General features: G+C 72.0%; 14 protein-coding genes. 5 read left to right on the top strand and 9 right to left on the bottom strand.

All coding sequences use genetic code 11. The annotated features are described in order from the left end of the window. Positions 1-29: 29 nt before the first annotated feature. Positions 30-785 (top strand): HAD family phosphatase, encoded by a 756-nt coding sequence (locus tag DEJ25_RS04990; protein WP_110904874.1) that lies wholly within the window; start codon positions 30-32, stop codon positions 783-785. A 36-nt stretch (positions 786-821) separates the two neighbouring features. Here the strand turns inward: DEJ25_RS04990 and DEJ25_RS04985 are convergent, their stop codons facing one another. After that, positions 822-1,847, bottom strand: a complete 1,026-nt coding sequence (locus DEJ25_RS04985) for a LacI family DNA-binding transcriptional regulator (RefSeq protein ID WP_110904903.1) — start codon at positions 1,845-1,847, stop codon at positions 822-824. 88 nt (positions 1,848-1,935) lie between these two features. On the opposite strand from DEJ25_RS04985, the gene DEJ25_RS04980 reads away from it, so the two are divergent. The 3 genes from DEJ25_RS04980 (at position 1,936) to DEJ25_RS04970 (ending at position 4,661) form a co-directional block, all read left to right on the top strand. Continuing rightward, entirely contained in the window at positions 1,936-3,807 is a 1,872-nt protein-coding gene (locus DEJ25_RS04980) for a glycoside hydrolase family 2 TIM barrel-domain containing protein (protein WP_111043970.1), read from the top strand. Positions 3,808-3,954: 147 nt separating this feature from the next. Then, positions 3,955-4,263 (top strand): hypothetical protein, encoded by a 309-nt coding sequence (locus DEJ25_RS04975; RefSeq protein ID WP_110904872.1) that lies wholly within the window; start codon positions 3,955-3,957, stop codon positions 4,261-4,263. A 56-nt stretch (positions 4,264-4,319) separates the two neighbouring features. Beyond that, entirely contained in the window at positions 4,320-4,661 is a 342-nt protein-coding gene (locus DEJ25_RS04970; RefSeq protein ID WP_110904871.1) for an ATP-dependent DNA ligase, read from the top strand. Between the two features lie 9 nt (positions 4,662-4,670). On the opposite strand, the gene DEJ25_RS04965 is transcribed toward DEJ25_RS04970, so the two are convergent. Beyond that, positions 4,671-5,666, bottom strand: a complete 996-nt coding sequence (locus DEJ25_RS04965; RefSeq protein ID WP_110904870.1) for an AraC family transcriptional regulator — start codon at positions 5,664-5,666, stop codon at positions 4,671-4,673. Between the two features lie 134 nt (positions 5,667-5,800). Beyond that, positions 5,801-5,929, bottom strand: a complete 129-nt coding sequence (locus DEJ25_RS16955) for a hypothetical protein (protein ID WP_258366314.1) — start codon at positions 5,927-5,929, stop codon at positions 5,801-5,803. A gap of 202 nt (positions 5,930-6,131) precedes the next feature. Between DEJ25_RS16955 and DEJ25_RS04960 the strand changes: the two genes are divergently transcribed. Beyond that, positions 6,132-6,320, top strand: a complete 189-nt coding sequence (locus tag DEJ25_RS04960; protein ID WP_146236823.1) for a hypothetical protein — start codon at positions 6,132-6,134, stop codon at positions 6,318-6,320. 78 nt (positions 6,321-6,398) lie between these two features. Here the strand turns inward: DEJ25_RS04960 and DEJ25_RS04955 are convergent, their stop codons facing one another. The 6 genes from DEJ25_RS04955 to mvk all read right to left on the bottom strand — a co-directional run bounded on the left by DEJ25_RS04955 (position 6,399) and on the right by mvk (position 12,142). Continuing rightward, positions 6,399-6,605 (bottom strand): hypothetical protein, encoded by a 207-nt coding sequence (locus DEJ25_RS04955; RefSeq protein WP_110904868.1) that lies wholly within the window; start codon positions 6,603-6,605, stop codon positions 6,399-6,401. A gap of 213 nt (positions 6,606-6,818) precedes the next feature. Next, a complete protein-coding gene (locus DEJ25_RS04950; RefSeq protein WP_110904867.1) occupies positions 6,819-8,009 on the bottom strand; it encodes a hydroxymethylglutaryl-CoA synthase in 1,191 nt (396 codons plus the stop codon). Then, the gene (locus DEJ25_RS04945; protein ID WP_110904866.1) at positions 8,006-9,070 is read right to left on the bottom strand and encodes a hydroxymethylglutaryl-CoA reductase; all 1,065 of its coding nucleotides are present in this window, start codon (positions 9,068-9,070) and stop codon (positions 8,006-8,008) included. The genes DEJ25_RS04950 and DEJ25_RS04945 overlap by 4 nt, the downstream gene beginning before the upstream one ends. Further along, a complete protein-coding gene (locus tag DEJ25_RS04940; RefSeq protein WP_111043969.1) occupies positions 9,067-10,146 on the bottom strand; it encodes a phosphomevalonate kinase in 1,080 nt (359 codons plus the stop codon). Before DEJ25_RS04940 ends, DEJ25_RS04945 begins: the two co-directional genes overlap by 4 nt. Continuing rightward, positions 10,143-11,138 (bottom strand): diphosphomevalonate decarboxylase, encoded by a 996-nt coding sequence (gene mvaD / locus DEJ25_RS04935; protein ID WP_258366420.1) that lies wholly within the window; start codon positions 11,136-11,138, stop codon positions 10,143-10,145. The genes DEJ25_RS04940 and mvaD overlap by 4 nt, the downstream gene beginning before the upstream one ends. Further along, on the bottom strand, positions 11,138-12,142 hold the full coding sequence (gene mvk, locus DEJ25_RS04930; RefSeq protein WP_111044094.1) for a mevalonate kinase: 1,005 nt from the start codon (positions 12,140-12,142) through the stop codon (positions 11,138-11,140). The genes mvaD and mvk overlap by 1 nt, the downstream gene beginning before the upstream one ends. Positions 12,143-12,240 lie beyond the last annotated feature (98 nt).

Raw genomic sequence — 12,240 nt, 5'->3', positions numbered from 1 at the left:
GGTTCAGCCGCACCGCCTAGCCTGGGCCGATGACGGACGAGCAGGCGGGCACCCCGGTCCTCGCGTTCTTCGACGTGGACAACACCCTGATCCACGGCGCGAGCGCGTTCCACCTGGTGCGCGGGCTCCGTGCCGCCGGACTCATCACGATGCGGGACATCGTCAGCGCCGGGTGGAAGCACGCGCGCTTCAAGGTCCGCGGCGAGAACGACCGGCACCTGGCCTCCGCCCAGACCCGCGGGCTCGAGGTGATCACGGGCATCACCGTCGCCGACATGGCGAAGCTGTCCGACGACGTCTACGTCCGCCACACCGCTGCGACGGTGTGGCCGGAGACCGCCGCACTCGCGCAGGAGCACCTGGCGAAGGGCCACGAGGTGTGGCTCGTGACCGCGACACCGACGTTCCTGGCAGAGGTGATCGCCCGCAGCCTCGGGCTCACCGGTGCGCTCGGCAGCGTCTTCGAGACCAGTGACGGCGCCTACACCGGCCGCCTCGAGGGTGCGTTCCTGCACGGCGAGCACAAGGCCGTCGCTGCCCGTCGGCTGCTCACCGACACCGGGGCCGACCCCGCCGCGTGCTGGGCGTACTCCGACTCCCGCCACGACATCCCGCTGCTGTCGCTCGTCGGGCACCCGGTCGTGGTGAACCCGGACCAGGGGCTCGCCGCGCATGCTCGTGCCTCCGGCTGGCCGTCCATGCGACTGCAGCGGGCGAGCATCCGGGAGGCCCGTCGCCGGGTCCGACGGGACGCCGCGACCGCAGGCGGTACGCCCGGCACCTGAGCCCGTCGAGCGGGTCCGATCGCCGACCGGTAGCGGTCAGTCGACCGACCCGTCGGGGTACGGTGCGCTCTCCCCCACCAGGATCCGGTGCCCGACGGTCACGGCGCGCCCCTCCCCGGGACGCCCGGCGATCCGCTCCTGCAGGCGGTCCAGGGCGGCCTCGGCGAGCGCCACGGTGTCCGGCGCGACCGACGTCAGGCTCGGGACCAGACTGGCGGCGAGGCCGATCGCGTCCCACCCGACGACGGCGATGTCCCGCGGTGCTTCGAGTCCGCGCAGGCGCATCGCCCGGAGCGCACCGACGGCAGCGAGGTCGTCACGGCACAGCAGCCCGTCGATGGACAGGCCGGCGTCGAGCGCCTGCCCGAACGCGTGCTCGGCCCCGCGGGCGTCGCCGACCTCGCGCGCGACGCAGAGCGACGCGTCGAACGGCAGGCCGGCCGCGGTCAGGCCGTCGCGGTACCCCTCCAGGCGGAAGGCGGAGGTGCGGGACTGCTCGCCGACCTCGTGTCCGAGGAACCCGATGCGCCGACGTCCGAGGGCGGCGAGGTGGGCGACGGCCTCGGACGCCGCGAGCACGTTGTCGATCGCCACGAGGTCGCTTCCCGGTGGCCGGACGTCCTCGCCGAGGAACACGACGGCGGTGTCCCCGCGGGCGCTGTCGATCTCGGTCGGCGTGAGGACCTGGGGGTGGATGACGACCCCGTCGACGACGCCGGCTTCGCGTCCGCGGACGGCGGAGAGCTCGCCGCCGGGTGCACCCGCCGTCTCCTCGAGCAGGAGCTGGTAGCCGCGGTCGGCGCAGACGCGCGAGAAGACGTGCGCGAGTTCGGCGAAGTACGGTCGCCGGAGGTCGGGGAACGCGAAGGCGAGCATGTTCGTGCGACCGGTCGCCAGGCTGCGGCCGGAGACGTTCGGCCGGTAGCCGAGGGCGTCGATCGACTGCTGCACCCGGGTCCGCATGGCGTCGCTGACGTGCCGGTAGCCGCGCACCACGTTGGACACGGTCTTCATCGAGACGCCGGCGTGCTCCGCGACGTCCTGCAACGTGACCTGGCCCACGCGCTCACCGTACCGCGGCCGTGCGACGTGCACCCGCCGCGACCCGGGTCGTTGACGGCTGGTTTACAGCGCTGTAAATTGCTCGACCATGAGCACCGTCGCTTCTCCGGCCCCCGTCGTCATCCCCGACGTCCCCCTCGCGAGCCGACAGGACGGCCGCTACCCCCGGCCACAGATGCTGCGGCACCACTGGACCGACCTCAGCGGCACCTGGTCCTTCCGACACGACGATGCCGACACCGGAGCGGACTCGGGATGGACCACGGGCCTCCCGGACCCACTCGAGATCACGGTGCCGTTCCCGCCGGAGTCGACTGCTTCCGGCATCGGCGATCCGGGGTTCCACCCCGTCGTCTGGTACGCCCGGACCATCCGCCGGGCAGAACTGGACGCCGCGGGTCACGGGCCCGAGCGGCCGCGCCTGCTGCTGCACTTCGGCGCCGTCGACCACCGGGCGCAGGTCTGGATCGACGGCCGGTTCGTCGGCGAGCACGAGGGCGGCCACACCCCGTTCTCGTTCGACGTCACCGCCCTGCTGGCCGACCCCGGCGAGGACGCCACTCCGGCCGAGCACCTCCTCGTCGTCCGCGCCGAGGACGACCCCCTCGACGTGACGCAGCCGCGCGGCAAGCAGGACTGGCACGAGGACGCGCACGCCATCTGGTACCGACGCACGACCGGCATCTGGCAGCCGGTCTGGCTGGAGGCCGTGCCCACCACCGCGATCAGCACCCTCCGGTGGACCCCGGCCGGACCCACGGCCGTTGACCTGACCGTCCGGTTCCGTGGGCGCGTCCCCGCCGGCGCCCGCCTCCGCGTCGCCCTGCGGTTCGACGAGCGCGACGAGGACCTCGGCACCACCGACTTCGACGCCACCGCCAGCCGCCCCACCCTCGACGTCACCGTGCCCGTCGCCCGGCAGCGGAACGGCCAGGCCGAGGACGAGCTCACCTGGTCCCCGGAGCACCCGCGCCTCGTCGACGCCGTGCTCACCCTGGTCGACGACGCCGGTCAGGTGCTCGACAGGGTCTCGAGCTACCTCGGGATGCGCAGCGTCGGTGTCGGCGGCGGGCGGTTCCTGCTCAACCGCCAGCCGTACCCGGTGCGGAGCGTCCTCGACCAGGCGTTCTGGCCGGAGTCACACCTGGCCGCCCCGCACCCGCTCGCACACCGGCAGGAGGTCGAGCTCATCAAGGCCCTGGGCTTCAACGCGGCCCGGATGCACCAGAAGATCGAGGACCCCCGGTTCCTGCACTGGGCCGACCGGCTGGGCATCCTGGTCTGGGGTGAGGCACCGGCCGCGTACGAGTTCTCCCCCACCGCCGTGCGGCTGCTGACCGCCGAGTGGACGGCCGCCGTCGAACGGGACGCCTCGCACCCGTCGATCGTCACCTGGGTGCCGTTCAACGAGTCGTGGGGCATCCAGCACGTCGTCTCCGACCCGGCGCAGCAGGCGTACGCCCGGGCACTCGTCGACCTGACCCGGGCCCTCGACCCGTCGCGACCGGTGATCGGCAACGACGGGTGGGAGCAGCAGGACACCGACGTCGTGACGATCCACGACTACGAGGGCGACGGCGACGTCCTGGCCCGCACCTACGCCGACGACGCGGCCCGGACGCGTGCACTGGACGGGCTCGCGCCGTCCGGCCACCCGCAGTTCGTCGGCGGCGCGCTCGACCGCGGACAGCCGGTGATGCTCACCGAGTTCGGCGGGGTCCGGCACCAGTCCGGTGGTCGACGCGAGGAGGGCTGGGGCTACACGACCGCCGTCGACGGGGACGACTGGGTCGGCCGTATCACCGCGCTGCACGACGCCGTCCGGGCCAGCACCTTCCTGGCGGGGTCCTGCTGGACGCAGCTGACCGACACCATGCAGGAGACGAACGGGCTGCTCAACGCGGACCGGTCACCGAAGGTCCCGATCGAGCAGATCCGCCGGGCGGTCACCGGGGAGTGACGGGAGGGCCGCCACGTCACGGCACATCCGCATGTGTCGACTCCCAGGAGCACGAGCGACGATCTCCTGTGCCGTGCACGGCCACGAGGGACCCTCCCTCCGTCGCAGCAGGTCGCGGACCACCCCTGCGCAACGGATCGGACACCCATGGCTCTCTCGAACCTCCCGTACGACGACCGAGCGATCGTGGACGGCATCAAGGGCGTCGCCGTCCACGCCGAGCAGATCAGTCAGGTCGCGGTGAACTTCATCGCGGACGACCTCAGTGACGGCACGACCGCGACGGTCACCGCCACGATGACCTGGGTCATCAGCTCAGCAGACGCCGTCCGACTGCTGGACGCAGCACGGCCGACGGGTCCGCTCCCCCAGACACACGACACGCGCACTCCGGATGGTTTCGCCGTCGGTGATCCCGAGCACGACATGGGTCCGCTGTGGTCGGACGCCGACTAGCGAGCCGGGCCGCACCACCGACCGGACCGAGCACCACCACCTGAGAGAAGAGCCCCATGGGTTACTTGACCTACGACGGTCAGACTGCCGAGATCCAGATGGACGACCGGACCCTCGCGCACCTCCAGATCGTCATCATCAGCAAGTTGCGACGCCAGGAGAGTTTCGCGTTCTCCTGGAAGGAGCCCGTCGCGAAAGGAGACGGTCGCAGCACCATCTGGATCTTCCCGACCGTCAGCCTGCGGTTCAAGTTCGAGGGCAGCAGGCCTCCGGCGGTGAACGAGGCGTGGATCGACGTCCTGAAACGGTCGATCAACAGCAACGGTGGGCTCCAGATCGTACCCGAACCGATCGGTTCAGCCGCTGCTCCCGGAAGTGCCACGGCGACCCGACCGTGACCGCGACGGTCACCTCCGGAGTGTGGTCCGCGGGTACTCCCCGTGGGCGATCCGGTAGGCGGCGGAGAACCGACCGAGGTGCGCGAAGCCCCACCGACGTGCAACGTCCTGCACCGTCGTCGTCGAGGACTCCAGTTGCAGCAGCTCCCGCCGGACCTGGTCGAGCCGCACGTGCTGCAGGTACCGCATCGGTGTCTGGCCGAGGCCGCGTTGGAACGCCTCCTGGATCGCACGCACGCTGAGACCCGCGGCGTCCGCGATGTCGGCGACGGTCATCGGGTCGGCGACGTGCTCGTGGATGTACTCGACGGCTGCGCGGAGGCGGGCTCGCCGGGGCAGGAGCACCTCGGGAGGCAGAGCGAGCACCGTCGGCGGGTACATCCGGAGGAACGCTGCCGCGGTGCCGCGGGTGAGGGTGTGCCAGAGCAGCGTGTCGACGCCGCCGACCTTCAGCTCACGGGAGAGCAGCGCGAGACTGTTGCGCCACCGGGCCACGGCACCCGGGTCGAGCGTGCGGAGATGATCGAGGCCCAGATCGGCGACCTGCCCGGTGTGGAACAGTTCATCGGCGACGGCGTGCACCAGCCGCTTCGACATGTGCGCGACGCGCTGGTCGTACTCCTCGTACTCGAAGACGAACTCCCGTGCAGTCGGGAACAGCATCGGCACGTCCCCGGACATCGGTACCCGGTCCTGGAGCACGTCCGGGACGCCGCGCCCGGCGGTCAGCCACTGGACGATGTACTCGTCGGAAGCCGGGATGGTGCCGCGGATGCGCCCGCTGATCTGAGAGCGACGAAGGGTCACATCGGCGTCACCGATGGCGGAGTACCGGTAGCTGAAGGGCCGTTCCGTCGCCCGCGCAGCCCATCCCCGACCGGAGTACAGGCCACTGAGGTCGAGGACCGCCGCGTCGGGCGCGTCCCCGGCGGCCTCGATGCGGACGGCAACGGGCGTCTCGGTCCTGGTCGAGGAGCGAGTGGAACGATCATCGATGGAGGTCATCCCGGGTCCTCTCGGTCACGTGCCGCTCGGACGCCGAACGCACATCATGGACGATAGGCGAGCAGATGCCCCTCGAACAGGGCTTGACGGTGGCGGCTCGTACGGGTAAGCGAGACCGTCGACCGCGCCGATGGTCAGATGATGCGCTTCATCGAGAAGTCGTACTCGGGAGCGAGCCCTCGGCTGACCCACTCCACGTCGGCCCGGGCGAGCGCGCCCTCGCCCCAGCGGAGGCGTGCAGACGCATCAGCGTACGAGTGCATCCCCCGGTGCCCTTCGGGACGCTGACACCGCCGCGTCGCCGCGCGTGATGAACACTGTTGCCTGACGATGAAGACGTGGCCGTTGCCCCACACATCTCCATCATCGTCACGCCCGATCACCGTCGGAAGCGGTCCGCGCAACCCGGATCAGCCAGCGGAGCACCGGCTGGTGGGACGCCGCGACGGTCGCTACTGTCGTCTCGTGCACCCGATCCACCTGCACCACGACGAACCCGACACGCTGAGCCCTGCCACGGCGGCAGCGTTCGATGCGGACGTCCCCGGCGTGGCCGTCGCGCCGAGCGGCGAGTTCCTGCCCGGTGCCGCGCTGCCGTCGACCGTGGTGCACGAGACGGAACGCGAACGCGACGAGCGCAGCCCGGTCTCGTAGCGCGCACCACGTGCGGGACCCAGCGGAGGGGCGGTCCGCCTGGTTCCACTGACGACCGGGAGCCCCCTCCTCCGCAGGTCAGCCCAGTCCGCTGACCGACAGCACCGCGACCCGCTCGCGCCCACGCGCTCCGGCACTGGCGAACGGTGCGCCGCGGACCAACTGGGTCTGGACGACGTCGACGGTGTTGCACATCAGGTCGCGGAACGGCGGTATCCACTGCTGCTCGCGGTGGTTCCTGGACGTCGCCGGCGCGAGACCGGGATGTGTCTCGTGCCGGGTCATGACGCCTCCCCGGTCTGCGGTGCTCGGTGCGCGCCCATGACGCCTCCCTGGTCTCCGCACCACACCCTGTCGCGGTGCTGCTCGTGACCGAACGGTACGTCGGGATCCGCACGGCGAGCACGCCGGTCCGGCCATCCGCGGATCGCGCACACAGTGGCCGCGCACGGCGGATGGCACCGGCACTGGCACTGGCACGGATCGGACGAGACCCGCTCAGCTGGCCGTCGTCGATCCGTTCCCGGTCGCTTCGTAGTGCCGAGCGCCACCGGTGACCCCCGCGAAGCGGAACGGCGCCGCCGTCACCCGGGGACGCTCGACGTCCTCGCTCGTCGCGGCACCGGCAGCGTGCAACTCGCGGTAGGCCTCGACCGACAGCGGCACCCGGGCCGCCAACAACTCGGTGACCCGTCGGTCCCGGCGGTGGTCGCGGTAGCCGTCGCGCACGACGCCCGTCATGAGCTCGCCGACGCTGCCGGAACCGTAGCTGAACATGCCGATGCGGGCACCGGCCAGGTCGTCGTCCAGGTCGAGCAGGGCACCGAGGGCGATCCAGAGCGACGCCGTGTACGTGTTGCCGGTCTGGCGGTTGTAGGTGAAACCGACGGCGAGCTCGGTCTCCTCGAACGGGACGTCGACGTGCTGGGCGAGCTTCCGGTGCGCCTTGATCGCCATCTTCGTGAACGGCTGGTGGTGGACGAAGCGGTCGATCGCCTCGATGCCGGGGCCACCTCGCGAGGCCAGGTCGTCCCAGGCTCCGATGAAGGCGTCGACGTACGCGGTGACCGACAGCCGGCCGTCGACCAGCGCGGTGGAGCGGTCGTTCGGCCGCCAGAAGTCGTCGACGTCCGCCGTGAACAGGCCGGACTGCGGCTCGAGTTCGATCAGGTCCGGGTCGGCGGCGATGAGCATGGCGACCGCACCGGCACCCTGCGTCGGCTCGGCGGCGGTCTCCACGTCGTAGCGGGCGACGTCGGCGGCGATGACGAGCACGCGCTCGCGCGGGTCGCGTGCGATGATGCCGAGGGCCATCTGCACCGCGGCGGTCCCGCCGTAGCAGGCCTGCTTCAGCTCGACGACGCGGACGTTGCGCGGCAGACCGAGCAGTCCGTGCACGTACACGCCGGCGGCCTTCGACTGGTCGACCCCGGACTCGGTGGCGAACAGCACGGTCCGGATGCCGTCGACCCCGTGGCGGTCCAGCACCTCCTTCGCGGCGGCGGCACCCATCGTGACGATGTCCTCGTCCGGGGCGGGCACGCTGAACGCGTCCTGCCCGATGCCGACGTGGTACTTCGCCGGATCGACACCGTTCACGGCGGCGAGGTCGTCGAGGTCGAGCACGTGGTGCCCCGTCGCGATGGCGAGGTCGTGGATGCCCAGTGCGAGTGGGTGCCGGGCGGTCATGCCGAGGCTCCTTCGGGTCGGTGTCCGCGGCGTTCCATGGCGACGTGGGCCGCCATCAGCTCGCCCGGGTTCGTCTGGGCGGCGAGCAGCGAGAGTTCCCCGCACAGCACGGTGGCGGCGCAGAGTGCGGCCAGACGGCGGGCGTTGGCACCGGGCTCGCGGTCCTCCCGGCAGCCGAGGCGCACCAGGGCGTCCTCCACCACCGGCAGGTCGTTGCCCTTGCCGTTGCCGACGGTGCCGACGATCAGGTGCGGCAGCGAGCACGAGAAGTACAGGTCGTCGCCGCGGGCCTGGGCGAGCGTGATGCCCTGGGAGCCCTCGACGATGTTCGCGGCGTCCTGTCCGGTGGCCAGGTAGAAGCCGAGCAGCATGTTGGCGTAGTGCGCGTTCGCCGAGCGCAGCGCCCCGGCGATGGTGGAGCCGACCAGGTTCTTCGCGGTGTTCAGCTCGACGATCCGCTCCGTGGACGAGCGCAGGCGCTTCTCCACGATCTCGCCCGGGATCACGATCTCGGCGATGGTGTTCCGGCCACGACCGCGGATGCCGTTCACCGCGGTCGCCTTCTTGTCGGAGCAGAAGTTGCCGGAGATCGACACGTACCGCAGCTCCGGCTCCCACGCCAGGATCGCGGGCAGCAGCGTGTCCGCGGCCTGCGTCACCATGTTGTGCCCGGACGCGTCGCCGGTGGTGAACGCGAAGCGCAGGAACAGCAGGTCCCCGACGATCTCCGGGTGCACCTCGATGAGCTTCGCGAACCGGCTCTGCCCGACGACGATGGCCTCGAGTTCGGCCTGGCGCGCCAGGATCCGGCCGGCGGAGATGTGCGCGGCGGCGGCGCTGGCGGCACGGACGACGACCGACCGGGTCATCCGCTCGTCGACGACCGTCGAGACGATGCCGCCCTCGATCATGCGGGAGATCCGGGCGCCACGGCCGACGGACGGCCAGAGCGGCGATTCGTACGTGGCGAGGGGCACCTCGTGCTCACCCTCGACGGCGTTGCCGCTGACGCGGATCGGTCCGACCCACTTCGTGGGGATCGGGGTCTGCAGGTCGGTCATCGCGTGGTCCCTTCCTCGGGTTGCACCGCGACGCTGAGGTGCCTGATGTCGTGCGCCTCCCAGGCGCGGAAGATGTCGGCCGTGTCACTGTCCGCGGGGACGAGTGCGATGCCGCAGTCGCCGCCGCCGGCGCCGGAGGGCTTCGCCGCACCACCGGCGGCCTCGACGACGTCGCAGAGGGTCGCCAGCCGCGGGGTCTCGATCTGCGACCCGACGGACGTCCCGAGGTCCTGCAGCAGCCCGCGCGCGCGTCGGAGCGCGCCGAGCGCGCGATCCGCGTCGCCGGTCCGGAGGCCCGTGGTCAGGTCGTCCACGCAGGCCTGGCTGGCATCGAGGAACGCCGCGTAGTCGCCGTCACGGTGTCGGCGGACGACGCCGACGAGCTTCGTGGTGGACGCCGGCGAACCGGTCCAGCCGACCAATAGGCGCAGGTCGGTCGGGGCGGGCAGGTGCTCGACGTCGAAGCCGGCCCAGGCCTCGTCGTCGTCGAGGATCGACGAGACCGAGCGCTCGTCGAGCAGGCCGGCCAGGACCTCGCGGTCCGGCGCGCTGTAGCGGAGCCAGCCGCCGAACGTGCTCGCGGCGAGGTCGCCGCCGGAGGCACGCGGTGCGACACGGATCGTCGCGAGCAGCGCCACCATGAAGCGTCGGCGCTGCGAGAGTCCGAGGCCGTAGAAGCGGTCGAGGGCCCCGACGGTCGCCACGGTCACCGCGGCGGAGGACCCGAGACCGAACTTCCGGCCGCTGGCGTCGTCGAGCTGGCTCTCGATGCGCAGGTCGTGGAACCGCGGCGCGATCCCGAGCTCCGCACGGAGCTTCTCGACCAGGTCGATCGTCGCCATCACGTAGTCGTAGGGGTGGTGCTCGCGGTCGAGCGCCAGGCCGTCCTCGGCCCGGGTCCAGGTCAGCGGGAGGTTGCCGTACTCCTCGGAGTGCACGCTGCCGGCGCCGTGGCCCTCGCTCACGCGTGCGGTGATCGCCCGGTCGAGGGCGATGAGCACCGACGGCTGTCCGGGCTCGACGACGGCGTACTCGCCCGCCACGAACAGCTTGCCGTGGGCTCGGAACTCGATCACGCGGTGCTCTCCTCTGCCTCGGGGTTCTCCCCCGTGCCTTCGGAGCGGACCAGCCCTGCGGCTGGTCCGGTGCCGGACTCGATGACGGCTCCGAACCCGTCCAGGGCCGCCGCCACGCGGGCACGGTCCTCCGGACGGCAGAGCACGACGACGTTCGGGCCGGCATCCGCGGTGGCGTACGCCTCGAGCCCCTCGCCACGCATCGCGGCGACGGCGTCGAACACCGCGACGCTCCGGCTGTTCAGGTAGCGGATCGGGGGGAACGCGCCCTCGATCGTGGCGTGCATGCGGAGCGCGTTGCTCTCGGTGAGCTGGCCGATCCGGGTGAAGTTCCCGGCGGCACACGCGGCGAGCATGTCGTCCACGGTGACGGTCGTCGAGCTCACCCAGGCCGGGTAGAACGGCGAGGTCGCGATCGTGCGGCGCATGGCCTCCCGTGAGCCGATCTCCTTCGGGCCGTCGTCGATCGTGACGACCACCATGGCCATCGGCGGCGCGGGGACGGTCTCGGCGAACGAGGCCTGGTCGTCGCCGGCGTGCCACACCGACACCCCGCCGGGGATCGACCGGGTGGCCGAACCGGAGCCGCGTCGGGCGAGCCGAGAGAGGTCGCGCGGCGACAGGTCGAGGCCGTACGCGTCGGCGGCGGCGACCGCGAGGGCGGCGAAGCCCGACGCGCTCGAGGCCAGTCCGGCGCCGGTGGGCACGGTGTTCTCCGAGACGACGACGGCGCGGGCGTCGGATCCGGCCAGCTCGCGGACCCGGTCCAGGAAGCGCTCGACCCGCACCAGTGCGCCGTCGTCGACGACGCGGCCGTTCAACGTGAAGGCGTCGTGCTCCCGCTGGTCGGCCAGGGTCACCGAGGTCGTGGTGGGGAAGACGTCGAGGCCCATCGAGACGCTGCCGGTGGCCGGCAGCGCGAGGTCGGCGTCCGCCTTGCCCCAGTACTTCACGAGCGCGATGTTGGGGTGCGCGACGGCGGTGGAGGTCATCAGGCACGGGCTCCGATCGAGGTGGTCCAGGTGGCGGTCGCGCCGGCGCTGCGCAGTGCGGTCGCGATGCGGACGGCGTGCTCGTCGTCGGCGGCGAGCGTCAGGACGCATCCGCCGCGGCCACCGCCGGTGAGCTTCGCGCCCAGGGCGTCCGCCTTCCGTGCGGCGCCGACGAGCCGGTCGAGGTCCGCACTCGACACGTCGAGGGTGGTGAGCAGTTCGTGCGCGGCGTCCATGGTGGCACCCAGGGCCTGGGCGTCGCCGTCGCCGAGTGTCCCCCGCGCGGTCGTGGCGAGCGAGCCGATCCGGTCCAGGACGGCGTCGACCGCGGCGGGGGCGCGGTCGTGGCGACCGCGGACGGCGGCGACGGCTTCGCGGGTGTGGCCCGGCACGCCAGTGTCGGCGACGACGAAGACGAACCGACCGGTGACCTGCACGGGCTCGATGACGCCGTCCGCGAACCAGACCGGCTCCGTGGCCACGACCCCGCGCGCGTCGAGTCCCGACGGGCGGCCGTGGGCGACGCGCTCGCACTCCTGGATGAGCTCGTGGTGGCTGTCCGTGTCGAGCGCGACGCCGAACACGTCCGCGACGGCAGCGGTCACGGCGGCGGCGACGGCCGCGCTCGAGCCCATCCCTCGCGCGGTGGGGACCTGGCTGTCGACGAGCACGTGGAGCGGGGTGCCCTCGGCGTCGGCGTGGCCGTGCCGGGCCAGGTGTCGGAGCGTCGCGGTGACCGCGGTGACGGTCGGGAGCACGGCGGCGGGCGCGAGTCCGAGCGGCCCGGTGTGCACCGTCGACTCGAGCGTGTGCTCATCAGCGGCCGGCAGCGGGCTCGCGGTGGCGGTCACCCGGACGTCGGTCACCGGCAGGACGAGGGCGGGTGCGCCGTAGACCACGGCGTGTTCGCCGATCAGGATCGTCTTGCCGTGGGACGCCGAGGAGCCGACTCGCGGGATCGCTGGGGTCGTCGTCGGTGCGGAGGCTGGGTCGTTGCTGGTCATCGTCGGTCCGGCCAGCCTAACCGGCCCCGGCGACGCCCGCCCTGCCTGGACATCCACCCCACTCGGTTGTGCGCAACCCGATGGCGTGCAACAGTGGT

The organism is Curtobacterium sp. MCPF17_011, from assembly GCF_003234145.1.
GTDB lineage: Bacteria > Actinomycetota > Actinomycetes > Actinomycetales > Microbacteriaceae > Curtobacterium.
Note: the sequence above shows the minus strand (reverse complement) of the source record. Positions and strands in the feature narration are given on the sequence as shown.

Excerpts from the sequence above, each read along its gene's own strand:
- DEJ25_RS04990 (WP_110904874.1), top strand. The coding sequence starts at position 30 with ATGACGGACGAGCAGGCGGGCACCCCGGTCCTCGCGTTCTTCGACGTG.
- DEJ25_RS04980 (WP_111043970.1), top strand. The coding sequence starts at position 1,936 with ATGAGCACCGTCGCTTCTCCGGCCCCCGTCGTCATCCCCGACGTCCCC.
- DEJ25_RS04975 (WP_110904872.1), top strand. The coding sequence starts at position 3,955 with ATGGCTCTCTCGAACCTCCCGTACGACGACCGAGCGATCGTGGACGGC.
- DEJ25_RS04970 (WP_110904871.1), top strand. The coding sequence starts at position 4,320 with ATGGGTTACTTGACCTACGACGGTCAGACTGCCGAGATCCAGATGGAC.
- DEJ25_RS04965 (WP_110904870.1), bottom strand. The coding sequence starts at position 5,666 with ATGACCTCCATCGATGATCGTTCCACTCGCTCCTCGACCAGGACCGAG.
- DEJ25_RS16955 (WP_258366314.1), bottom strand. The coding sequence starts at position 5,929 with ATGCACTCGTACGCTGATGCGTCTGCACGCCTCCGCTGGGGCGAGGGC.
- DEJ25_RS04955 (WP_110904868.1), bottom strand. The coding sequence starts at position 6,605 with ATGACCCGGCACGAGACACATCCCGGTCTCGCGCCGGCGACGTCCAGG.
- DEJ25_RS04950 (WP_110904867.1), bottom strand. The coding sequence starts at position 8,009 with ATGACCGCCCGGCACCCACTCGCACTGGGCATCCACGACCTCGCCATC.
- DEJ25_RS04945 (WP_110904866.1), bottom strand. The coding sequence starts at position 9,070 with ATGACCGACCTGCAGACCCCGATCCCCACGAAGTGGGTCGGACCGATC.
- mvaD (WP_258366420.1), bottom strand. The coding sequence starts at position 11,138 with ATGACCTCCACCGCCGTCGCGCACCCCAACATCGCGCTCGTGAAGTAC.
- mvk (WP_111044094.1), bottom strand. The coding sequence starts at position 12,142 with ATGACCAGCAACGACCCAGCCTCCGCACCGACGACGACCCCAGCGATC.